22 protein-coding genes and 1 tRNA gene are annotated in these 21,387 nt (G+C 65.1%); 16 read left to right on the forward strand and 7 right to left on the reverse strand.

The window, feature by feature from the left end:
• The first annotated feature begins 161 nt into the window (after window positions 1–161).
• Complete coding sequence (locus J0X25_RS21815; protein WP_207289549.1) at window positions 162–665, forward strand: hypothetical protein; 504 nt, start codon at window positions 162–164, stop codon at window positions 663–665.
• Window positions 666–713: 48 nt separating this feature from the next.
• On the opposite strand, the gene J0X25_RS21820 is transcribed toward J0X25_RS21815, so the two are convergent.
• Both J0X25_RS21820 and J0X25_RS21825 read right to left on the reverse strand, forming a co-directional pair.
• Complete coding sequence (locus J0X25_RS21820) at window positions 714–1,547, reverse strand: universal stress protein (protein WP_207289550.1); 834 nt, start codon at window positions 1,545–1,547, stop codon at window positions 714–716.
• 67 nt (window positions 1,548–1,614) lie between these two features.
• Window positions 1,615–2,742, reverse strand: coding sequence for an aminotransferase class V-fold PLP-dependent enzyme (locus J0X25_RS21825; protein WP_207289551.1), 1,128 nt, complete (start codon window positions 2,740–2,742; stop codon window positions 1,615–1,617).
• 245 nt (window positions 2,743–2,987) lie between these two features.
• Here J0X25_RS21825 and nirK point away from each other — a divergent pair, with 245 nt between their 5' ends.
• Both nirK and J0X25_RS21835 read left to right on the forward strand, forming a co-directional pair.
• Window positions 2,988–4,040, forward strand: coding sequence for a copper-containing nitrite reductase (gene nirK / locus J0X25_RS21830; RefSeq protein WP_207290843.1), 1,053 nt, complete (start codon window positions 2,988–2,990; stop codon window positions 4,038–4,040).
• Window positions 4,041–4,239: 199 nt separating this feature from the next.
• Window positions 4,240–5,028 carry a hypothetical protein gene (locus tag J0X25_RS21835; RefSeq protein WP_207289552.1) on the forward strand — a complete coding sequence of 263 codons (789 nt, stop codon included), beginning with the start codon at window positions 4,240–4,242 and terminating at the stop codon, window positions 5,026–5,028.
• Between the two features lie 112 nt (window positions 5,029–5,140).
• Here J0X25_RS21835 and J0X25_RS21840 read toward each other — a convergent pair whose 3' ends face one another.
• The 3 genes from J0X25_RS21840 to J0X25_RS21850 form a co-directional block, all read right to left on the reverse strand.
• Complete coding sequence (locus J0X25_RS21840; protein WP_207289553.1) at window positions 5,141–5,608, reverse strand: phosphopantetheine adenylyltransferase; 468 nt, start codon at window positions 5,606–5,608, stop codon at window positions 5,141–5,143.
• Between the two features lie 139 nt (window positions 5,609–5,747).
• On the reverse strand, window positions 5,748–5,978 hold the full coding sequence (locus J0X25_RS21845) for a hypothetical protein (protein ID WP_226776987.1): 231 nt from the start codon (window positions 5,976–5,978) through the stop codon (window positions 5,748–5,750).
• Window positions 5,979–6,160: 182 nt separating this feature from the next.
• Window positions 6,161–6,901 carry an SDR family NAD(P)-dependent oxidoreductase gene (locus tag J0X25_RS21850; RefSeq protein ID WP_207289555.1) on the reverse strand — a complete coding sequence of 247 codons (741 nt, stop codon included), beginning with the start codon at window positions 6,899–6,901 and terminating at the stop codon, window positions 6,161–6,163.
• A gap of 167 nt (window positions 6,902–7,068) precedes the next feature.
• On the opposite strand from J0X25_RS21850, the gene J0X25_RS21855 reads away from it, so the two are divergent.
• The 10 genes from J0X25_RS21855 to J0X25_RS21900 all read left to right on the forward strand — a co-directional run bounded on the left by J0X25_RS21855 (window position 7,069) and on the right by J0X25_RS21900 (window position 16,296).
• Window positions 7,069–7,533: a universal stress protein gene (locus tag J0X25_RS21855; RefSeq protein ID WP_207289556.1), complete on the forward strand. Its 465-nt coding sequence runs from the start codon at window positions 7,069–7,071 to the stop codon at window positions 7,531–7,533.
• A gap of 147 nt (window positions 7,534–7,680) precedes the next feature.
• Complete coding sequence (locus J0X25_RS21860; RefSeq protein ID WP_207289557.1) at window positions 7,681–8,145, forward strand: universal stress protein; 465 nt, start codon at window positions 7,681–7,683, stop codon at window positions 8,143–8,145.
• Between the two features lie 125 nt (window positions 8,146–8,270).
• The gene (locus J0X25_RS21865; RefSeq protein ID WP_207289558.1) at window positions 8,271–9,242 is read left to right on the forward strand and encodes an ROK family protein; all 972 of its coding nucleotides are present in this window, start codon (window positions 8,271–8,273) and stop codon (window positions 9,240–9,242) included.
• Window positions 9,243–9,389: 147 nt separating this feature from the next.
• The gene (locus J0X25_RS21870) at window positions 9,390–10,775 is read left to right on the forward strand and encodes an LVIVD repeat-containing protein (RefSeq protein ID WP_207289559.1); all 1,386 of its coding nucleotides are present in this window, start codon (window positions 9,390–9,392) and stop codon (window positions 10,773–10,775) included.
• Window positions 10,776–10,855: 80 nt separating this feature from the next.
• Entirely contained in the window at window positions 10,856–11,251 is a 396-nt protein-coding gene (locus J0X25_RS21875; RefSeq protein WP_207289560.1) for a NifU family protein, read from the forward strand.
• 184 nt (window positions 11,252–11,435) lie between these two features.
• Window positions 11,436–11,999: an amino acid-binding protein gene (locus tag J0X25_RS21880; protein WP_207289561.1), complete on the forward strand. Its 564-nt coding sequence runs from the start codon at window positions 11,436–11,438 to the stop codon at window positions 11,997–11,999.
• The gene (locus J0X25_RS21885; RefSeq protein ID WP_207289562.1) at window positions 11,999–12,946 is read left to right on the forward strand and encodes a homoserine dehydrogenase; all 948 of its coding nucleotides are present in this window, start codon (window positions 11,999–12,001) and stop codon (window positions 12,944–12,946) included. Before J0X25_RS21880 ends, J0X25_RS21885 begins: the two co-directional genes overlap by 1 nt.
• A 535-nt stretch (window positions 12,947–13,481) precedes the next feature.
• Window positions 13,482–14,744 carry a translation elongation factor EF-1 subunit alpha gene (gene tuf / locus J0X25_RS21890; protein WP_207289563.1) on the forward strand — a complete coding sequence of 421 codons (1,263 nt, stop codon included), beginning with the start codon at window positions 13,482–13,484 and terminating at the stop codon, window positions 14,742–14,744.
• Window positions 14,745–15,053, forward strand: coding sequence for a 30S ribosomal protein S10 (gene rpsJ / locus J0X25_RS21895; protein ID WP_004215311.1), 309 nt, complete (start codon window positions 14,745–14,747; stop codon window positions 15,051–15,053).
• A 556-nt stretch (window positions 15,054–15,609) separates the two neighbouring features.
• Window positions 15,610–16,296 (forward strand): rhomboid family intramembrane serine protease, encoded by a 687-nt coding sequence (locus J0X25_RS21900; protein ID WP_207289564.1) that lies wholly within the window; start codon window positions 15,610–15,612, stop codon window positions 16,294–16,296.
• Between the two features lie 132 nt (window positions 16,297–16,428).
• Here the strand turns inward: J0X25_RS21900 and J0X25_RS21905 are convergent, their stop codons facing one another.
• Window positions 16,429–17,820, reverse strand: coding sequence for an ATP-binding protein (locus tag J0X25_RS21905; RefSeq protein WP_207289565.1), 1,392 nt, complete (start codon window positions 17,818–17,820; stop codon window positions 16,429–16,431).
• Window positions 17,821–17,984: 164 nt separating this feature from the next.
• On the opposite strand from J0X25_RS21905, the gene J0X25_RS21910 reads away from it, so the two are divergent.
• A tRNA-Ala gene (locus J0X25_RS21910) sits at window positions 17,985–18,056 on the forward strand.
• A 421-nt stretch (window positions 18,057–18,477) separates the two neighbouring features.
• Window positions 18,478–19,875 carry an AlbA family DNA-binding domain-containing protein gene (locus tag J0X25_RS21915; protein WP_207289566.1) on the forward strand — a complete coding sequence of 466 codons (1,398 nt, stop codon included), beginning with the start codon at window positions 18,478–18,480 and terminating at the stop codon, window positions 19,873–19,875.
• Window positions 19,876–20,026: 151 nt separating this feature from the next.
• Here J0X25_RS21915 and J0X25_RS21920 read toward each other — a convergent pair whose 3' ends face one another.
• On the reverse strand, window positions 20,027–20,344 hold the full coding sequence (locus J0X25_RS21920) for a hypothetical protein (protein ID WP_207289567.1): 318 nt from the start codon (window positions 20,342–20,344) through the stop codon (window positions 20,027–20,029).
• 303 nt (window positions 20,345–20,647) lie between these two features.
• Here J0X25_RS21920 and J0X25_RS21925 point away from each other — a divergent pair, with 303 nt between their 5' ends.
• A complete protein-coding gene (locus J0X25_RS21925) occupies window positions 20,648–21,376 on the forward strand; it encodes a helix-turn-helix domain-containing protein (RefSeq protein ID WP_207289568.1) in 729 nt (242 codons plus the stop codon).
• The last annotated feature ends 11 nt before the right edge of the window (window positions 21,377–21,387 follow it).

Consider the following 21,387-nt stretch of genomic DNA (forward strand, 5'->3'; position numbering starts at 1 on the left):
TCGCGACTCACTGCTCGATTCACTGTGATAGAGTCAGTGGCCGGAAGGACTTAACGGGTCTGAAAGCGGGGTAGCGTGGTGTCTGCTAGCATTTCAGATCCGCGCGGCCGTCGCGCGTGCCAGTCCAAAGTGACTTCGCCTCCAAGCCCCAACGGACTGGCATGAGCGACGACACCGACCCCGAACTGGTGGTCGAGGACTTCGTCGACTACTGCCACACGCAGGCGGGGCTGCTCTCGGGGCGCGTCGAGACGATGCGCGCGGAAGCCGACGACCTGCTCTCCGAGATCGACGAGGACATGGCCGAACTCCGCAGCCAGCTCGAGGATCACGCGGCGGCGACGGAGGGGACCGAAGCGCCCTCGACGCCCGGCGGCCCCGCCGGCGCCGATATCGACATCGAGGCCTTCGAGGACGTAGAGCGCGACGTCAAGGAGAAACAACAGCTCCTCGAGGCCAAACAGACCCGAATGGAGATCTTTCAGAAGCTGGCCGGGGCCTACACGGATCTCGCCGAGGAACTGGACGCCGACGTCGACGACGGCGAGGCGGCCCTGTCCCGCGTGGTCGAGTTCGAAGCCGAGCGCGACGCCCCCCTGTACTTCGAGGAGCGGGGAACGATGCTCGAGGCGGCCACGGATTCGGAGTCGGAAGAGAGCGAGTGACCAGCGGGACAGCCGATACCAAGTGACCCCGGAGTCTCCCGGGTCCGCTCAGTCGTCGGTCGACGCGCGAACCGTCAGCACGGGGGTCGTCGCCGTCCGCAACACTCGTTCCGTCGCGCTGCCCAGCAGCAGCCGCTCGAGTCCGCTGCGCCCGTGGGTCCCCATCACGACCAGATCGGCGCCGACGTCGTCCACGTAGGCCCGGATCCGCTGGTCCGTCGACCCGTACTGGACCGCGCTCACCGCGTCGACCCCCGACTCCTCGGCCGCCGCGACGGCCTCGTCGACGACCCGATGCGCGGAGTCCTCGAGTCGCTCGAGTCGGAGATCGGTTCGGTCGTCGATCCCCGCCGGCGTCACGTCGACGACCGAGAGGACGTGAACGGTCGCGTCGAGGTCTCGGGCGATCGCCAGCGCGCGCTCGAGGGCGACCTCGGCGTGGTCGCTGCCGTCGCTCGGCACCAGAATGGTCTCGAACGGATAGCGGCGCCTGACCTCGGACGCGCCCCGCACGACGAGAACTGGGACGTCGGCGTCGCGGACGACCGATTCGGTCACGCTGCCCAGCAGGAGTCGCCCGACGCCGCGTCGCCCGCGGGTCCCCATCACGATCGCGTCGACCCCGTACTCCGCGGCGTACTCGAGGATCGCGTCCCGGGGCTCGCCGGTCTGTATCTCGTCGATTACGGGCGCGTCGGTGTCGCCGGCCCACTCGCGGCCGTCGGCGAGCAGGTCGCCGGCCTCGTCCGGATCCGCGTCCGGATCGATCACGTGCAGGACGTGAACGGTGAGCCGCTCCCTGGCCGCGATTTCGCCGGCGAACTCGAGGGCCGCGTTCGCCGGGCCGCTCCCGTCGGTCGGCACGAGGATCCGTTCGAACATACGCTATCGACGTCCCGCAAGAACTTACACCCACAGCGCCGTTCCCGGCGGCCGGGAGCGACCGAAGTCACGGGGCCGCGGTCTCGAGGGCCTCGAGCAACCGATCGACGTCCTCGCGGGTGTTGAACGCGTGGACGGACGCCCGGATCGCCTCGGGTTCGGGGAGCGACCTGACGACGATCCCCTCCTCGGAGAGGCGTTCGACGGTTCCCTCCGGATCGTCGACGTCGATCGTGACTAACCCGGACTCGAAGGCCCGCGGACTCAGTAGGCGCTCGTCCGCGATGCCGTCTTTGAGCCGATTCGTGAGCGTCTCGATCCGCGCTTCGATCGCCTCGATGCCGATTTCCTCGAGACACGCGATGGCCTCGGTCAGCCCCGCGTGGGGTGCGGGACTGGCGGTCGCGACCTCGAACCGCCGCGCGCCCGGCGCGTACCGGTACTCGTCGGCGTTCTCGTCGACGACGCTCCGATAGCCGATCGCGGCGGGGACGAGGTCCCGCTCGCGCTCGAGACCCTCGCGAGCGTAGAGGAACCCGGAGCCGAAGGGGCCGAGCAGCCACTTGTGGCCCGCGGCGACCACGAAGTCGGCCCCCCACTCGCGGACGTCGACCGGGACCTGACCCGGAGCCTGCACCGCGTCGACGAGGACGAGCGCGCCGGCCTCGTGAGCGATGTCGACGATCTCGGCGATCGGGAGCCGAGTGCCGTGGGTCCACGTGAGCGAACTCACGCAGAAGAGCGTCGCGTCGCTCGCCGCCGCCTTCACGGCCTCCAGATCCAGCCGGCCGTCCTCCGTCTCGAGGACGCGCACGTCGATCCCGCGCTCGCGCTCGAGGCGTTGCCAGGGGAGGATCCCCGCGGAGTGCTCGAGATCCGTCCTGACGACGACGTCGTCGTCGTCCCACTCGAGTGCGCCCGCGACCCGGTTGATCCCGTCGGTCGTGCTCTCGGTCAGTGCGATCTCCTCGGGTGTGGCGCCGAGCAGGCCGGCGACGGCCGCTCGCGCCTCGTCGTAGGCCTCGAACGCCGCGGGGTACTGGCCCTCGGCGGTCGGCGCCTCGTACTCGTGGTACTCGAGGCTCGATTCGGCCGCCTCGACGACGCGGCGGGGGCTGGGACCGCCTGCACCCCAGTTCAGGTAGGTACTGGACTCGAGGGCGGGCATCGTTTCGCGGAGGTCGCGCGGGTCCATGGCGTACTCCTTCGGTCGTCGTCGTGTTCGTTCTGGCGGTCGACCGCGAACCGCAGCGAGCGGCCGCGAGCCGTGGATTTGAAGCCGATCATTGTTCGGGAGTATTTAAACACCCACGATATCGGGGGACGTGTCGCTCAGATTACTACTGGTCAGGAATCGTCGAGGGGGTTGACCGTTTGTCCACCCGTACACTCAGATGGAGAAGGACAATGACCCTAACTACAGCCAACCGACGGCGGTTCATGCAGACGATCGGTGCGGCCGGCGCCGTTGCGGTCGCCGGCTGTCTCGGCGGCGACGCGCCCCAGGCGGACAGTGCGGCGAACGAAACGGACGCCGCCGAGCAGGGACTGCCGGCGGCGAAGGCTGTCGACGTCGACCGGATCGCCCGCGATCCGACCGACATCCCCGCGCCGGTCGACTGGACCGAGCCCCGCGAACACGATATCACGATCCGGGCCCAGGACGTGACCGCCGAGATCGAACCCGGCGTCACGTTCACCTACATGACCTTCGAGGGGCAGGTTCCCGGTCCGATGGTCCGCGTGCGCCGCGGCGACCGCGTCAACCTCACCTTCGAGGTCCCCGAAGCGGAGAACTTCGCGAGCCACAACATGGACTTCCACGCGGTCTACGGCCCCGGCGGCGGCGCCGAAGCGACGACGATCGGGCCCGGCGACGACGCCGCCCGAATCAGCTTCACCGCCGACTACGCCGGCGCGTTCGTCTACCACTGCGCGATCCCGGACATGGACTACCACATCAGCGCCGGCATGTTCGGCACGATCCTCGTCGAACCCGAAGAGGGCCTCCCCGAGGTCGACAACGAGTACTACCTCGGCCAACACGAGATCTACACCGACGGCCAAGTCGGCGCGGAAGGCCACCACACCTTCGACTTCGACGCGATGCTGGCCGAACGGCCCACCTACGTCGTCTTCAACGGCCAGGCCTACGGCTTCACCGAAGACGGCGCCATGCAGGCCAAAACCGGCGAGACCGCCCGCGTGTACTTCGCCAACGGCGGCCCCAACCTGCTGAGCTCGCTCCACCCCATCGGTAACGTCTTCAGCCGCTACTACCGCGACGGCGACCTCGTCAGCGACCCCGATCGCAACGTCGAGACCGCCCCCGTCGCCCCCGGGACGACGACCGTCGGCGAGATGGAGTTCCCCGTCCCCGGCCCCGTCAAAATCGTCGACCACGCGCTCACCCGCGCCGCGCGACGCGGCGCCCTCGCCGTGATCGACGTCCAGGGCGAACCCACCCGCGACCTCTACGACGAGGACGCGTGAATCGGAACGGGACCACCCCGACCGCCCTCGAGCCCTCCGCTTCTTCCCTGACGACTCCCGTTCCCGCGAGTGACCACGACCGCCCGATCAGTCCCGACTCGAGGGCGCCATCGACCGTCGCGTTCGCGACCCGCTCGCGTTCCCGTCCGGCGGTAACGGAGGGTGGGCTTTTACGAGTCGGCCGATCAACACGCAGCCGATGATGTTCGTTCCGGTACCGTCGATCACGTTCGACGCCAGCGATCCCGAAACGACGGTCGCGATCGGCCGGCTGTTCGCGTCCCTCGCGATCGGCGTCGCGGCCGTGGTCCTGCTGTACTACACCTCGATCTACGTCCGCGACGTCCTCGTGGCCGACGTCAGCGCAGCCCAGTGGTACCTGTTCGTCGGCCTCGGCGCCGCGGTCGTCTACGCCGTCGCCGGCACCGGCGCGCTGGTGCTCGAGTCCGACCCGCTCTCGCTGTTCGCCGAGGGGGCGGTGCTGTTCTTTATCCTCTTTCTGGCCCTGGGGATCCGGGCGATGTACCACGCCGAGGGGCCGGGCGACGGCCGGTCGCAACTGCTGCCCGCGTGGGCCGACGTCGCCGTCATCGCGATCTTCGTCGGCGCCTGGTGGGGCACCTTCCTCCTCGAGAGCGACTGGACCCGGCCGGTGATCGCCGTCGGCTGGATCCTCACCTCCGCGTGGGCCGTGCTCTACGGCGTCCAGACCGTCCGCGTCCACGAGGGAACGACGCTGGCCGCGCTGACGCGACACCTGCTGCCGGCGATCGTCTGCGTCGTCGCCGTCGTCTTCGTCGATCTGGTGACGGGCTATCTCGCCGGCTACGGCGCGCTCGCCGACGCGGCCTGGATCGTCGGCACGACGCTGGTCGCCGCCTTCCTCTTCGACACCGCCGTCGCCATCCGCCAGCAGGGCGGCGAACTCGAGCGCCTCTACGACTGGACGACCTGGCGCGAGCAGTCGCTCGAGGAATCGGGACCGTGACGCGGGACGGGTGAGCCAGACTGAGCGCAAGACGGGTAAGTCAGACTGGGACGGAGGACCGGCGAGTCGGAACCGTGGCGCGGACTGGGGCCGATCGCGCGGGGCGTCCGGCTTACTCGAGGACGGTCCCGCGGTCGTCGATCTCCCCCTTCACGATCCGGGTCGAGGAGATGCGCTCGCCGTCGTCGGCGAGGACGTAGGGGGCGACGATCCCCGAGATGGGCTCGAGATCGCGGTCGCGCCGGCGGTCGTTGATCGCCTCGAGTTCGGGCGCGGTCTCGGGCGAGACGACCAGCGCGTCGATCGAGGGGTCGTCCTCGGCGATGTCGTACTCGCCCGCGAGCTCCCGGATCTCGACCTCGCGGTCCCACCGATCGATCTCGGCGACGGCGTCGGTCACCGCCGCGACGCGATCGTCGAACGACGGGATCTCGCGGGGCTCGTGGCGCGTCTCGACCGCCAACTCGTCGCTGGTCAGGGCGACGACGACGCCGTCCTCGCCGAACCGGAGGGCGTGCTCGAACAGGTTCCGATGACCGTCGTGTAGCGGGCCGAACGTGCCGGCGACTGCGACTCGCATGTGTCGCCCGAGTACGGGCACGCCCATAATTGTACTCGCGATTCCCGTGGGATCTCCGTCTCGTGACCGCTCGAGACCGTCGCTCGGTTCGAAACGGCGGTGCGAACCGAGCGGACCGAGTACAGCATCGGGGTCGAAATCAGTCCTCCGGATCGGGTGGCGACGACCGGTCGTCCGTGGGGTCGGGCTGTAACTGGCGGACGAGATTCAAGTGCATCAGATGCAGGTGCATTCCGATCCCGTACAGGATGGTTCCCAGTCCGACGAACGTGAGCGGCATGAGTATCGACTCGATCGCCTGCGACGGACTGTCGAGGTTCGCGGGAAGGACGACACCGACGGCTAACAGAAATGCGCTCAGAATGATCACCAATCCCGCGCGGACTGCGCGTGAGTACCGGCCGACCCGTTGAATTCGGTTTTCGATCTCCGCTCTGGAGGGTGGACCGCGTTCGTCTGGTTCGCGAGTCATAGCGTTCGACGCATCGTATCACACCGCGCGTTTTAAAAACACCTCGCCAACACGCCGTTCGCGAACGTTATCACGGCAATTCAAACCGTCTCGGGCAACCAGCCGCCGTCGACCTCCACGTTCTCGCCGCTGACGTACTCCGTTTCGGGGTCGAGGAAGAAGTACAGCGGCTGGATGAGGTCCTCGAAGCTCGCGGCCCGGCCGCGGGGGAGTTCCTCGGGGAACTCGTCGGAGTTCTCGACGACGTACGGCGAGATCGCGTTGACGGTGACGGGATCGTCCTGCGTGTCGTTCGCGAGCATTCTGGTAAACATCAGGACGCCGGCCTTCGCCACGAAGTAGGGGAAGTTCTTCGGGCTGACGAGCCCCTTCTCGCTCGAGGCGTAGCCGATATTCACGATCCGGCCGTACTCGCCCTCGCACATCGCGGGCAGTGCGCGCTTCGAACAGAGGTAGGTGCCGTTCAGGTTGGTCTCGAGGACGCGATTCCAGGCGTCGAACTCGAGGTCGGCCCAGTGGGCGGGCGCGAAGTCGCCGACGTTGTTCACGAGGACGTCGACGCTCCCGAGTTCCGACTCGACGGCCGAAAAGAGCCCGTCGACGCTCTCGGGGTCGGTGACGTCGGCCTGCACCGTCATCGCGTCCGCGGCGCCGCGCGACTCGGCCTGGTCAGCCACCTCGCGGGCCGCGTCGGCGCTCGTGTGGTAGTGGACGGCCGTCCGCGCGCCGCAGTCGGCCGTCGCGAGCAGGAGTTCGCGACCGACGCCGCGCGCGCTGCCCGTCACGAGTACCGTCCGGTCCGAGAGATCCGGTCCCTCCATCGGTGCCGTCCTCATCGACGACAGTGTGGAAAAAACGCCCGGAACCGGAGCCAGACGAGGGTAAGCACTGGAGCCAGACGAGGGTTTCAGGGATCGAAGCCGGACGAGACGTCCAGGGCCCGAATCCAAACGAGGATTTACGGTGCTCGAGGGGGTTAGTCGCCAGTATGGAGCTCAAAACCGTCTTGCTCGCGGTCGGACCCGGCGACGCCGATCGGAGCGCGAAACTCGCCGAAACTGTTCTCGAGGTGGCGACACCCGCCGACGCGACCGTCGTGCTCGCACACGTCTTCACCAGGAGCGAGTACGACGACGTACTCACCCGACTCGAGTTCGATCGGGACCTCGACGAAGTCGACCCCGACGACGTCGCGGGACGCCACTCGACGATCCGCGACGTGCAGGCGAAACTCGACGAGTACGACGTCGACTACGAGATCAGGGGCGCGGTCGGCGAACACGGCCCGGCGATCGTCGACCTCGCGACCAGCGTCGACGCCGACCGCGTCGTCGTCGGCGGCCGCCGGCGCTCGCCGACCGGGAAGGCGGTGTTCGGCTCGACGGCCCAGGAGGTCATGCTCTCGGCCCCGTGTCCGGTGACGTTCGTCCGGAGCGACGACTTCGACGACTGATCGCCCGCGGGACGTCGGCGACCGATCGCCAGCAGTTGGGCTCTCGAGCGGGAGCCGTGGCGACCAGTTGCGGCCGACGCGGCCGGCGGTTGCCGTAATACTGCGATGACGCGAATACTTAAGCGGGTGGCACTATCACTGGCTGGTATGGCGATCGATACGATACTGCTTGCTGTCGGGCCGATGGATACCGTCCGCGCCGAGGAGTTGGCCGAGACCGTCCTCGAAATCGCCGACCCCCTCGACGCGACCGTCGTGATCGGACACGCCTTCACGGCCGAGGAGTACGAGGAGTTCCGCGAGGACCTCGGCTTCGACGCCCGCGTCGAGGACGTCGATCCCGACGAGGTCGCCCGTCGCCGCCCGCCAGTCAGCGACTTGGAGGAGATGTTCTCCGAGGCCGGCGTCGAGACCGAGATCCGCGGCGAACTCGGCGAGGTCGCCACCAAGGTCGTCGACATGGCCATCGACGTCGACGCCGACCGGATGGTCGTCGGCGGCCGCCGGCGCTCGCCCGCCGAGAAGGCCGTGCTGGGCTCGGTCTCCCAGGAGATCATCCTGCAGGCGCCCTGTCCGGTCACCTACTTCCGCGATCTGGACGTCATGGAATAATAGGCGGCCGTCCGCAGCCCCGTTCGTCACCCTCCTCGCCGCCGTTCCGACCTATCGGAATCACTACTCGTTGCCGAGTACGATCTGTGTAGTTAAGTACGGGCGCGGCCGTCCATTAGGACAGCATGGACTACTATGCGGGCGTCGATCTCGGCGCGACGAACGTCCGTGCCGTCGTCGCCGAGGACGACGGGACGACGATCGGTGCGAGCCGTCGATCCACGCCGCGTGGCCCGACGGGGATCGACGTCACGGAAGGCGTGTTGCGGACGCTTCGCGAGGCGTGTGGCGACGCCGGCATCGCTCCCGAGGAGATCGTCGCGGCCGGGATCGGTTCCATCGGCCCGTTCGACCTCGCGGAGGGGGCCGTGATCGACCCGGCGAACCTGCCGGACTCGATCGATCGGATCCCCCTGACGGGACCGATCGAGGTACTGATCGACAGCGACGACGTCTACCTCCACAACGACACCAACGCCGGGGTGATCGGCGAACGGTTCCACGCCGACCGCAACCCCGACGACATGGTCTACATCACCATCTCCTCGGGGATCGGCGCCGGGGTCTGCTGCGACGGCGAGATCATGGACGGCTGGGACGGCAACGCCGGCGAGGTCGGCCACTGCGTCGTCGACCCGCAGGGGCGGCTGACCTGTGGCTGCGGCCACGACGGCCACTGGGAGGCCTACTGCTCGGGCAACGCGATCCCCGACTTCGCCCGCCTGCTCGCCGAGGACGATCCGACGATTTCGACCGACCTGCCCCTCGAGGGACCCGAGTTCACGGCGCCAGACGTCTTCGAACTGGCCGGCGAGGACGAACTGGCCGACTACGTGATCGACCAACTCGCCCACTGGAACGCCATCGGCGTGGCGAACGTGGTCCACTCGTTCGCACCGATCGTCGTCTCCATCGGCGGCGCCGTCGCCCTCCACAACGAGGAGTTGGTCGTCGACCCCGTCCGCGAGCGCGTCGCCGAGATGGTGATGTCCAACGTCCCCGAGATCCGCGTCACCGAGTTCGGCGACGACGTCGTCGTCGAGGGCGCGCTCGCCAGCGCCCTGACCGGCGGGACGGGCGACCGGCAGCGACTCTGAGCGCCCCGCCGGACCGCTGACGGTCGATAGCGGCCGTAACTGCCCGTCGAACCGAATATCACCGATACTGAACTACCGCCGGCGGTGAAACTCCGCGAATTATTTCACGCCGCGGGCGCTGGTGTCGGTATGAACCGGAGACCCGGTATGCACCGGAGAGCGTTCCTTCGCGCGGGCGGAGCCGCCGGCGTCACTCTGACCCTTCCCCAGACGACCGCGGCGACAGCAGTCGACGCCGACCCCGAGGCGTTCGAACCGCTCGGCTCCGTCGAGGTCACCGGCGCCGCCGAAGCCGTCGTCGGCGACGACGGTGAGACGGCGTATCTCGCCACCACCGCCGGCTTCGCGACCGTCGACATCCGCGATCCGTCCGCGCCGGAACTCCTCGAGCACCGGTATCCGCTCTCGGTCGACGGCGTCTCGTTCTCCGACATCTACGACGTGAAAGTCGACGGCGACCGACTGGCGGTCGTCGGCCCGGCGAATCCGACGTCCGCGGAGGTCTTCCACGGGTTCGCGATCTACGACGTCAGCGACCCGGCCGATCCCGTCCTCGTCGGCCACCCCTACGAGACGGGGTTTAGCATCCATAACTGCGCTTTCGAGAACGGGATCCTCTACGTCACCCACTACGAGTTCGACGGGGACTCCCTCGTCGTCTACGACGTCGGCGACGGCGTCTCGGAGATCGGCCGCTGGTCGCTGCTCGAGCACGACCCCGACTGGGAGGCGGTCGATCCGCTCGCTCGCACGCCCCACGACGTCACCGTCCGCGACGGGATCGCGTCCCTGGCCCACTGGGACGCCGGCACCTACCTGCTCGACGTCAGCGACCCGGCGGCGCCGACGTACGTCTCGCACGTCCGCAGCGCCGACCTCGAGGAGACGCGGGACCGCGGCGGGCGGGCGGGAGCGTACGGACTGCCCGGTAACGATCACTACGCGGCGGTCGACGACACCGGCGACCTCCTCGCGGTCGGCCGGGAGGCCTGGTCGATCGACGGCGAGTCGTGGGCGCCCGACGACCCCGAGCCCGACGGGCCGGGCGGGATCGACCTCTACGACATCAGCGACCCCGAGAACCCCGCGGAACTGGCCTCGATCGAGGCTCCCGAGACCGACGACGCGTCCATGACGGGGACCTGGACGACCTCCCACAACTTCGAGTTGCGCGACGGACGCCTCTACTCCTCGTGGTACCAGGGCGGCCTCGCGGTTCACGACGTCACCGAGCCCGCCGAACCGGTGGAACTGGCCCGCTGGCGCGAGACCGACACGGCGGCCTTCTGGACGGCGCGAGTCGCCGTCCCCGGCGAGACGCTCGTCGCGAGTTCGACGGGACAGACCGCCAACCTCGAGACCGACGGCGGACTGTACACCTTCCCGATCGGGTTCGCCGACGCGGACAGGGACGCGGACGGCGACGGCGACGCCGGCCGCCGCGACTCGATCCCCGGCTTCACCGGTGCGGCCGGTCTCGCGGGCGGCGCCGTCGCCCTCGAGTGGCTGCGCCGCCGCGCTCGCGACGCGTAGCCCGCAACCGTCAGGAACGATCCTGATGGATGGTAGCGGGTGTCAAAACCTTATTCAGCGCTCGAGCCGTAGCTCGAGCCATGACCGATTCCGACGCGGTATCCGACGCCGATACCGACGCCGACGGGGAGCCCTCGCTTCGCGAGCGCGTCGAGAACTGGCTCAGCCGGGAGATGCCGATCATCCAGATGCACGGGGGGACCAGCGCCGTTCGCGAGGTCAACTCCGAGACCGGCGAGGTGATCATCGAACTCGGCGGCGGCTGCAAGGGGTGTTCGGTCAGCGACGTCACGACGGGCAACATCCAGGCCGAACTGCTCAAATGGCCCGAGATCGACGACGTCACCGTCCGCGTCCCGGACGCCCGCGAGCAACTCGGCGGTCCCGACCAGGCCGAGTCGATCATGGGTATCGACCGGACCGAGGGCGGCCGCGGCGACTGGGGCTCCTCGAATCCGGGGAAAGACCACCTCTAGGCGCGTTCTCCAGGAAGAACCGTAACCGACTCGAGTATCGTGATCCGCTCACGAACGATGCCGGCGACCGCCCGGTGTGGGGTGTGCTCGCAGGACCGGAGAGTTTTGGGAAGTCCTATATCCTTTTACGCGCCCATTACGGATTCGTACACCATGACGACGTGGAGACGCCCGCAAGCGGGAGGTGACGGCAGTGAGTGACGAGTCCGCCGGCGAGGACGCCGAGACCGACGGCGGCGTCCGCGCCTACACGGTTCGCCTCGAACTCGTGGACGAACCCGGAGAGCTCCTGCGCGCGCTCGAGCCGATCGCCAACAGCGGCGGTAATCTCCTGAGCATCCACCACGAACGCGGCAACATCACGCCTCGCGGGCACATCCCCGTCGAGGTCGACCTCGAGTGTCCGCCCGACCGGTTCGACGGCATCGTCGACGCGCTCCGGGACGCCGGCGTCAACGTCATTCAGGCCGGCGCGGAGCAGTACGGCGAGGAGATCAACGTCGTGCTGGTCGGCGACCTCGTCGACACCGACCTCTCGAACACGCTCTCGCGGATCGAGGACGAGGCCGACGCCGTCGTCCGCGACCTCTCGCTGGCCGCGCCCGACGGCACCGCGGCCGTCTCGAGCGCCCGCGCGCGCCTCGCGATCGACTCCGGGCGGACCGAGGCGGTGCTGGCGGCGATCCGCTCGATCGGCTCGGACAAGGAGCTCACCGTCGTCGAACCCCTGCTCGGAGGTGAGGCCTGATGCGACTCGCCATCCTCGGCGCCGGCGACGTCGGTCGCTCGGTCGCCGACCTCGCCGACGAGTACGGCCACGAGGTCGTCGCGCTCGCCGACTCGACGTCCGCCGGGATCGACCCCGACGGGATCGACGTCGACGGCGCGCTCGAGCGGAAGGTCGGCGGCGACGCGCTGGGCTCGAGCGACCCCGAGGACGTCTTCGAGACGGCGTACGACGTCCTCGTCGAGGCGACGCCGACGACGCTGGGCGACGCCGAACCCGGCTTCTCGCACGTCGAACGCGCGCTCGAGGCCGACCGCCACGTCGTGCTGGCCAACAAGGGCCCCGTGGCCGAACGGTACGAGGAACTGCAGGCCCTCGAGGCCGACAGCGCGGGCTCGATCCGGTTCGAAGCGACGGTCGGCGGGGCGATTCCCGTCCTCTCGACCATCGAGGACGAGACGCCACAGGCCGTCACGGCGGTCCGGGGCGTGCTCAACGGCACCGCGAACTTCATCCTCACCCGGATGGCCGCGGAGGGCCTGGACTACGAGCACGTCCTCGCGGAGGCCCAGGATCTGGGCGTGGCCGAGGCGGATCCGACCTTCGACGTCGACGGCACCGACGCCGCCCTGAAGTTCGTCATCCTCGCGAACGTGCTCGCCGGCGGCGGCTTCGCGCTCGAGGACGCCACCGTCGAGGGCATCCAGTCGATCCCCGGCAGCGCCCTGGATCTGGCGTCCGAGGACGGCCGGACGATCCGGCTCATCGGCGAGGCGACCCGCGAGGACGTCCGCGTCGGCCCGCGACTCGTCCCCGAAAACGGCGCGCTCGCGGTGACCGGCACGCGAAACATCGTCCAGATCGAGACGCGCCACGCCGGCTCCCTGCACTCGAGCGGGCGGGGTGCGGGCGGCCCCGAAACGGCGACGGCGGTCCTCTCCGACGTCGGCCGCCTTCCGCCCCTGTAGGCGGCCGTTCCGACCGTTCCGGCCGGAACCCGTCTGGCACGTAATCGGCACCACGTCAGCCCCTCTTTTCGAGCGCGACGGGGTCCGCGACATCGCTTCTGGCCGTCGCCACCCGCTGCTGAGGGCCGGTGGCGCTCGCGCTCGTGCCGTCGATCCGCTCCTTCTCGTGGCCGTCGCGTACACCGGGCTACTCGAGGAGACGCTACCGGCGTCCTCGCGGTGTGACGCTGAAACGGTTCGAGAGTGCCGATGCACACGCGTCAAACGCGTCACGTCGATCACGTTGGGAATTCGATCGGGTTCGAACGACGCGCGCGTAATGCGGAGACGAGGGGATACACCCGCCAGTGATTTCGGGTCGCTCGAGTCGGCGTGGCGGTCGGCGTCGCGGTCGCCGATCGAACCTCCCGAGTCGTGTGAATGCTCAGCAAACCGCAAGACGGCGACGGGATCGACTGAATACGCTTTCGAAATGGTTTTAACCGCAACGAGCCAAAGAGACCGATATAAGCGCCTCTGCGCGTGAGCTACAACAATGAGCGAACAACACCAGAACCTGGCCATCATCGGCCACGTCGACCACGGGAAGAGTACGCTCGTGGGACGACTCCTCTACGAGACGGGGAGCGTACCCGAGCACGTCATCGAACAGCACCGAGAAGAGGCCGAGGAGAAGGGCAAGGGCGGCTTCGAGTTCGCCTACGTCATGGACAACCTCGCCGAAGAGCGAGAGCGCGGTGTCACCATCGACATCGCCCACCAGGAGTTCTCGACGGACACCTACGACTTCACCATCGTCGACTGTCCCGGCCACCGTGACTTCGTGAAGAACATGATCACGGGTGCCTCGCAGGCCGACAACGCCGTCCTCGTCGTCGCCGCCGACGACGGTGTCGCGCCCCAGACACAGGAGCACGTCTTCCTGGCCCGCACGCTGGGTATCGACGAGCTCATCATCGGCGTCAACAAGATGGACATCGTCGACTACGAGGAGTCGACGTTCGACGAGGTCGTCGAGGAGGTCAACCAGCTCCTCAACCAGGTCCAGTTCCAGACCGACGACGCCTCGTTCATCCCGATCTCGGCCTTCGAGGGCGACAACATCGCCGAGGCCTCCGACAACACGCCGTGGTACGACGGCGTCACCCTGCTCGAGGCCCTGAACAACCTGCCGGAGCCGGAGCCGCCGACGGACGCGCCGCTCCGACTCCCGATCCAGGACGTCTACACCATCTCCGGTATCGGTACCGTCCCCGTCGGACGTATCGAGACCGGCGTCATGAACACCGGCGACGACGTCTCCTTCCAGCCCAGCGACGTGGGCGGCGAAGTGAAGACGATCGAGATGCACCACGAAGAGGTGCCCAAGGCCGAGCCCGGTGACAACGTCGGATTCAACGTCCGCGGCATCGGCAAGGACGACATCCGCCGCGGTGACGTCTGTGGCCCAGCCGACGACCCGCCGAGCGTCGCCGAGACGTTCCAGGCTCAGGTCGTCGTCATGCAGCACCCGTCCGTGATCACGGCCGGCTACACCCCGGTCTTCCACGCACACACCGCACAGGTCGCGTGTACGATCGAATCCATCGACAAGAAGATGGACCCCGCGAGCGGCGAGGTCGCCGAGGAGAACCCCGACTTCATCCAGTCGGGCGACGCCGCTGTGGTCACCATCCGACCGCAGAAGCCCCTCAGCATCGAGCCGTCCAGCGAGATTCCCGAACTCGGGAGCTTCGCCATCCGCGACATGGGTCAGACCATCGCCGCCGGCAAGGTCCTGAGCGTCAACGAGAAATAAATGCAGCAGGCACGCGTTCGACTCGCGGGCACGAGTCCAGACGACCTCGACGACATCTGCGACGACGTCCGCGAGATCGCGAACAACACCGGCGTCAACCTGAGCGGTCCGATCCCGCTGCCGACGAAGACCCTCGAGGTCCCGACCCGGAAGTCGCCTGACGGCGAGGGCACTGCCACGTGGGAGCACTGGGAGATGCGCGTCCACAAGCGCCTGATCGATCTGGACGCCGACGAACGCGCACTCCGCCAGCTCATGCGCATTCAGGTGCCGAACGACGTCTCGATCGAGATCGTCCTCGAGGACTGAGGCGATCGCGGTTGCGGTGCGTTTTTCACCATTTTAGTGGCCGTGCGTAGCTGTAGGACTATTCGCTAGGATGGGTGACTGAGACTGTACAACTTGGGACCCGCTCGAGAACACCACGAAAGCCCCTTCCGCGCTCGACTCCCAGGACTCGCTGCGCGCCTCGCTCCCTTCGGTCGCATCGGTGCTTACGTCGTCCGGGTTCGCCGAGCGCGGAAGCCCCTTTCATTCCCACCCACGGTGGCCCGATCGGTCAGCCGGAACGGGTGGGAATGAAAGGGGCTGCCAGTTCCGGGAAGACGGGCGACGGTGAGCCGAACGAAGGGAGGCGAACGTCGGAAAACGAGCGAAGCGAGTCTTCCGGTACAAGCACCGCAGGCCGAAGGTCGAGGAGCACAGCGAGCCCCTCAACCGGAACTGGCAGGGGCTTTCGTGGTATTTGCAGTGATCACGTGGTCATCCCAGTAGTTTGTAGTGACCACGCGGATATCCCAGTAGCTCCCACCTAGCCATCAGTGGCGACGCGGGGACTTTTGGGGCATGCCGTCTGACTACCCCCATGGCGGATGGTTCGCGGTTACGCTCGAGCGTCGGCAGGCGGGGGACCGGGTCGGGGACCGACGACTCGAGTAGCCCCATCTTCGAACTGCTGGTTCTGTTCGTCCTCGTCTTCGCAGTCCAGCAGGTCGCGGCGCTGCTCAGCATCGGGCTGATGGCCGGCCTGTTCGTGCTCGCGCCGCCGCTGACGAGCAACCCGTGGACGATCGTGACGAGCGTCTACGCCCACGGCGGGGTCGGTCACCTCGTATCGAACAGCCTCGCGCTGATCGTCTTCGGCTGGCCCGTCGCGCGGGCGACGACCCGACTGCGGTTTCACCTGTTCTTCCTGGTGACGGGCGCCATCGCGGGGGTGTCCCAGATCGTGCTCACCAACGCCGCCGCGTTAGTGCTCCCGGTGCCCGGGACCGGCGGCGTGCTCGGGGCCAGCGGCGCGGTCTTCGCCCTGCTTGGGTACCTGATCGCCTCGAATCGGCTGTCGGCCGGCCTGGCCTCGTTCGTCGACGTCCCCGGCTGGCTGGCGGCGCTGGTCTTCCTCGGGCTCGCGATCGCGGTCACGATGGCCACCGCCGCGCCGGGCGTCGCGCTGATCGCGCACTTCGCCGGCTTCCTGGTCGGACTAGTGGCCGGGCGCGCTCGCGTGTTGAACGCGGGGTCGCGCTCGAGTCGGCGACGGTCGACCGTGTGAATTGGTGGGTGGCTCGAGGATCAGTTGATGAGGGGCACGGAGGTCCGTTGGTCAGTGACTCGAGGGTCAGTCGGTGGTCGCTCGAAGGAGAGTTGGTGAATCGCTCGAGAATCGAGTATCCGCCGACCGAGTTCACCAGCCGTCGACGATATCCGCGGGCGCGAACAGCGAGACGTCGTCCCGTTCTTCCGCGACCGCTTCCAGGCCGTCCGAGAATCCGGACCGGCAGAAACAGCAGTAGTGGTGTGTCACGTCGCCGCCGCCCGGTGGCGTCCACCGGACCTGATCGGCGCTTCGCTCGAGGTCGGCGAGGTCGGCCTCGTCCATCGCTCGGGTGGTGTACTTGCACTCCCCGGTGACGAGCGTGCCGTCGCTCGCGAGTCCCACGACGTCGAGTTCGTGACGGTCGTGCCACCAGTAGCCGATCCCGTGGTACGTCTTGGGTACGAGCGACGGGAGCGCGTTCTGGCAAACGCGTTCGAACATCGTCCCCATGTACTCCGAAACGGTCGGTTCGACCAGCTGTTCGTAGGCGTCGTCGCCGAGCTGGGCGAGTTTTCCCTGCTGCCCGTAGACGTACTGGAACCAGAACCGGAACAGCGGCTCCGTCAGTCGGTAGCGACTCTTTCGGGTCGAGTTCGGATCGGCCGTCACCGGAATGTCCCGCTCGACCAGCCGAAGCCGGCGCAGTTTCGAGAGGTACGAGCCGAGCGCGTTCGAGTCGACGCCGGCGAAGCCGGCGATCTCGTTGGCCTCGCGCCTCCCCATCGCGATCGCCCGGAGGATCGTGAAGTAGGTCTGGGGTTCCCGAATGCCGAACTCTGTCCGCAGCAAGAACTCGGGTTCGTTGTGGAGGACGCCGTGCTCCGAGAGGACGTGCGACTGAACGTTCTCCGCGAGCGTCGCAGCGGGGGTGAGCGCCCGGAGGTAGTACGGCGTCCCGCCGAAGACGCCCCACGTCCGGATGATGGCGTCCGGGTCGTCGGCCGGGTAGAATTGTCGGGCGTCCCCCAGTTCGAGCGGCGGGAGGTCGATCGTCCCCGTCCGCCGACCGTACAGCGGACTGCCGCCGCTGAGGACCTTCTCCTCCATGACGCTGATCGACGACCCGACGAGGACGAGCGTCGCGGCCGTCTCCTCGAGGTGCATATCCCAGACGCGCTGAAACTTCGAGGGGAGCGCGTCGTCCGATTCGACGAGGTACGGGAACTCGTCGAGCACGACGATGGCGTCCTGCCGCCCGAGCGCCCGGAGCAGCGCCTCCCAGTCGCGCTTGATGTCCTCGAGCATCGGGAACGTCTCGCTGGCGGTTTCGACGAAGTTCTCGAGTTGGGCGGCCGGCGTTTCCTCGGTGGCCTGCCAGTAGACGGCGTCCTCGCGGTCCCGGATCGCCTCGCGGACGAGGGCGCTCTTGCCGAGTCGCCGCCGCCCGTAGACGACCAGCAGTTCGGCCGCGTCGCGCTCGAACCGCGATCGCAGGAGCTCGAGTTCGTCCTCGCGGTCGATGAACCGTGGGTGAGCCATACCTGCGTCTCGAGGCGCGCCAGGATAATAGTGACGATTATCTAAATCGAGATTTTACTAATTACGATTTTACTACTGGCAGGCTCGAGTGCCGCGTGGTGGTCACTGCCGCGCTGTCCCCGAAACACAAGCTACAAATAGAAACCACGGTTAGGAACGTGCGAGGGCTCGTAGATCAGTGGTAGATCGCTTCCTTCGCAAGGAAGAGGCCTCGGGTTCAAATCCCGACGAGTCCATAATTCTGCGCCGCGAGCAAATTCGCGAGCGGCGCAAATTATCGCCGAGGAGGGATTTGAAGCCCTGTGAGTCGCAGCCCGCGAGTGAGCGGCGCGAACGAGCAGGACCGTCTCACAATGGGTTCAAATCCCAACGAGTCAATTAGAATTTTGTAACGTTCCAATTATCCCGATAGTCGCTGGCTTAGCGACTAACTCCAGATTATGCAGTAGCAATTCGTGAGTAGAAACCACCCCAGAATAGACTGGAATGTTTTCCTTTCATATCCACAAGACAATTTAGACAATCGCGAACACATCGGTGATTGGACTTCGGTACCTGATTTCCGTGGAGAATATGGGAAATGACTGAGAAAAATACATCAGTTTCTATTGTGTACTGAAAAGGGTTTAATTAGAATGCACACTTTAGTTACCGACAATGCCCGACTACAATCCATTCGGAAAACCACTTTCAGAAGTGGGTCCAGAAGATCTCTATTCTATGAAAATACCCGAGGGTTATTACTTTGAATATAAGCGTGATTTTATAGATCAAAAGGCAGTAGCAAAAGCAATATCCTCATTTGCTAACACATATGGCGGGTTATTTTTCATCGGTATTGAGGAAAATGAGGAAACTAATAAACCAGGTGATTGGTTTACACTCACAAGCGGGGATCCTCAAAGTTACAATGAGAAAATCCGGAGCTCTGTGAAAGAGAATATAAGCCCGTCCCCTATGTATGAGACACATTCATTCAAAGGAACGAACAGTAGTGGAGATGAAGGGTACGTGATATTGGTAGATGTGCCTGAAAGCACACAAACACCCCACATAAACAATGATGGCCGTGTCTATCGGAGAACTGGTGAGGGTAGTGACCCCTATAAGGTTACTTCTAGTCCAGAAGTTCTAGACGATCTTTACAGACGAAGAGATGAATGGCAAACTCGAATTGATGATTTCTGTAATTTAGATGTGGGTCTAACTGTGGGGCAATCGGGTGAAGGCCAAAATCAAGGATGGCCGTTTTTAGAACTTTATGCTATTCCGTCAACTCTAGATGATCCAGTATGTGCTAATGTAATAAGTGAATTAGACCGTTTCCAAGAAATATTCGAATCATCAGAAATACATCTCTTACCGGATGATTCTGAGATAGTTCAGGAAGGAGGGAGGGTCAGATTTGGTTTCACAGCCGATTCTTACCGTGCTACCAGCGAAGGTGTTGTTGCTCAACTATGGACGGCAGAGGATCATCAGGGCAATATTGACACCGCTCACACACCGCTGACATTTACTTTCCTTGTAGATGGAGGTTTGAAGATTTTCCTTCCAATTCCCACACTATCCCCTCCAGAGAATCCGACCCTTGTATGGAGGAGTATAGATCAAGCAATTCACTCTCAGTTTGATCACATTGAGTTTTTAGATGGGTTACGCCTATTGGGATACATACATACTTTGTTAAATTCTTACTTGAATCTTCTCTCTGAGTACGAGTGGCCGACCGAATCCGGCACGATCAACTTAAGAGCTAGATTCAGGAACACATATCGGACATTATTAGTATTTGAAACAGATTGGTATATTGATTTGATAGAAAGATATGGTGCACCGGTTTGTTATGATGAGATTTTAGATCTCCCCCGCTTAGAATCGATGAACTATGAGCTAGATATTGATGAGTCGAATAAATTCGGAAGCATAACAGTCGGTACAATGAATCTCTTCCAAGCGTTTGGGCTTCCAATAGATCAATCTAATAATGTTTTCGGCGAGTTCTCTAGTTACGTTATTGATCAAATGTTTCAAGAGACCGAGTTTGAGGATTGACTATAGTGGATTAGACATTTCCGCTGATCTCGAAATCTGGTGCATTGTCCCCTCTTTAAGATATGGACGGTCTTTATATTCGGAACCTCTGCTACGGATATAACCACCGAATACGAGAAGTCAGTAAACAGGACGAATTATGACTGATCAGTTACTCGCCAGCCCGAGCCTCGAGCCAGTTATCAATCTTACACATCACAGCCGCGGCCACGGCGTCGGCGATCCGATCGGGCGAGTCGGTCAGGTCCCAGACGTACTCGCCGTCGCGGGTGACGGTCACCCACTCGACGTAGTCGCCGCGGTCCAATTCGAGCAGGAGCGACTCGAGGGCATCCGCGTTCAGTTCGAGGCCGAGCGAGTCCTCGACCTGTGCGGAGAGTTGGGTTGTCGTCGCGACGACGCGGTCGTCGCCGGCGGTCGCCGGGCCGCCGGTCGCGGGGGTCGGGGGGGATGGGGGGTGGTTAGACATCGTCGGCCGATCGGTTGGGACTCGAGTATTATTAATTGCAGTGGTGGTCACGGTGTCGTGACTATCGGGGAGCTGACGACTCTCGTGACGGCCGATCGGACACGCGTGAGCGAGGCAGTCTGCCAGGACCTGGAGTACACTTACACCCTCGCCGTGACCGAAAAATCGCCCGGCGTGCGCAGGTGCTTCCACTACTAATAGCTGTTCCTTCCGAACCGATTCACCATAGTTTTATGTTAGATACTTTATTCACTTACTGAATAACCATAATTATTATTTATCGGAACGATGTATGTGAGTTGCATGCGGTATGTGACATATACTATCACGCCACAGCAGGGGAACTTCGATCCGGCGGAGGAGCTGTTGCGTGAGCACGGGGTGGCGTTGCAAACGATTCAGGCGATCGACTACCTCGCCGACGAGACGATCGTCACTCGTCGCGAGATTCAGGGGGACCGCGAGGACATCGTCGGTGCGCTCGAGGATCCCGCCGCGAACATCCTCGAGTACTCGCTGTTCGACGTCGAGGGGAGTACGGTCCTGCAGATGCAGTACGAACCCGGCGAGTTGACCCGGCGGATCCTCGAGATCCACCAGCGGCACGCGGTGTTGCCGGACTACCCGATGGAGTACACCGGGGCGAAGAACAGCACGCTTCGCATCTCCCAGATCGGAAGCGAGGCGGAGCTCCAGTCGCTGATCGCCGAGACGCGGGCGATCGTCGACGTCGAAATCGAACGCCTCGGGACCTACGATCCCTCGGACGGCGAGCACCTCATCGAACTGACCGACCGCCAGCGGGAGGTCCTGTCCGTCGCGATCGAGGAGGGCTACTACCAGGAGCCCCGGGCGGTGACCTATCAGGACATCGCGGATCGCCTCGACTGTTCGGCGGGGACCGTCGGCCAGCATCTCCGCCGCATCGAATCGCGGCTCATGTCGACGGTTATCACCGGGGGCTCGAGGGCCAACCGAGCGTCGGGACCGAGCGACGATACCGACGCGGAGACGACACCGCCCTCGAGGTAGGCCGCGACGAG

The sequence above is a fragment of the Haloterrigena alkaliphila genome (assembly GCF_017352155.2).
Classification (GTDB): Archaea; Halobacteriota; Halobacteria; order Halobacteriales; family Natrialbaceae; genus Haloterrigena; species Haloterrigena alkaliphila.

Coding starts and splice junctions, on each gene's coding strand:
- J0X25_RS21815 (WP_207289549.1), top strand. CDS start 162: ATGAGCGACGACACCGACCCCGAACTGGTGGTCGAGGACTTCGTCGAC.
- J0X25_RS21820 (WP_207289550.1), bottom strand. CDS start 1,547: ATGTTCGAACGGATCCTCGTGCCGACCGACGGGAGCGGCCCGGCGAAC.
- J0X25_RS21825 (WP_207289551.1), bottom strand. CDS start 2,742: ATGGACCCGCGCGACCTCCGCGAAACGATGCCCGCCCTCGAGTCCAGT.
- nirK (WP_207290843.1), top strand. CDS start 2,988: ATGCAGACGATCGGTGCGGCCGGCGCCGTTGCGGTCGCCGGCTGTCTC.
- J0X25_RS21835 (WP_207289552.1), top strand. CDS start 4,240: ATGATGTTCGTTCCGGTACCGTCGATCACGTTCGACGCCAGCGATCCC.
- J0X25_RS21840 (WP_207289553.1), bottom strand. CDS start 5,608: ATGCGAGTCGCAGTCGCCGGCACGTTCGGCCCGCTACACGACGGTCAT.
- J0X25_RS21850 (WP_207289555.1), bottom strand. CDS start 6,901: ATGGAGGGACCGGATCTCTCGGACCGGACGGTACTCGTGACGGGCAGC.
- J0X25_RS21855 (WP_207289556.1), top strand. CDS start 7,069: ATGGAGCTCAAAACCGTCTTGCTCGCGGTCGGACCCGGCGACGCCGAT.
- J0X25_RS21860 (WP_207289557.1), top strand. CDS start 7,681: ATGGCGATCGATACGATACTGCTTGCTGTCGGGCCGATGGATACCGTC.
- J0X25_RS21865 (WP_207289558.1), top strand. CDS start 8,271: ATGGACTACTATGCGGGCGTCGATCTCGGCGCGACGAACGTCCGTGCC.
- J0X25_RS21870 (WP_207289559.1), top strand. CDS start 9,390: ATGCACCGGAGAGCGTTCCTTCGCGCGGGCGGAGCCGCCGGCGTCACT.
- J0X25_RS21875 (WP_207289560.1), top strand. CDS start 10,856: ATGACCGATTCCGACGCGGTATCCGACGCCGATACCGACGCCGACGGG.
- J0X25_RS21885 (WP_207289562.1), top strand. CDS start 11,999: ATGCGACTCGCCATCCTCGGCGCCGGCGACGTCGGTCGCTCGGTCGCC.
- tuf (WP_207289563.1), top strand. CDS start 13,482: ATGAGCGAACAACACCAGAACCTGGCCATCATCGGCCACGTCGACCAC.
- rpsJ (WP_004215311.1), top strand. CDS start 14,745: ATGCAGCAGGCACGCGTTCGACTCGCGGGCACGAGTCCAGACGACCTC.
- J0X25_RS21900 (WP_207289564.1), top strand. CDS start 15,610: ATGGCGGATGGTTCGCGGTTACGCTCGAGCGTCGGCAGGCGGGGGACC.
- J0X25_RS21905 (WP_207289565.1), bottom strand. CDS start 17,820: ATGGCTCACCCACGGTTCATCGACCGCGAGGACGAACTCGAGCTCCTG.
- J0X25_RS21915 (WP_207289566.1), top strand. CDS start 18,478: ATGCCCGACTACAATCCATTCGGAAAACCACTTTCAGAAGTGGGTCCA.
- J0X25_RS21920 (WP_207289567.1), bottom strand. CDS start 20,344: ATGTCTAACCACCCCCCATCCCCCCCGACCCCCGCGACCGGCGGCCCG.
- J0X25_RS21925 (WP_207289568.1), top strand. CDS start 20,648: ATGCGGTATGTGACATATACTATCACGCCACAGCAGGGGAACTTCGAT.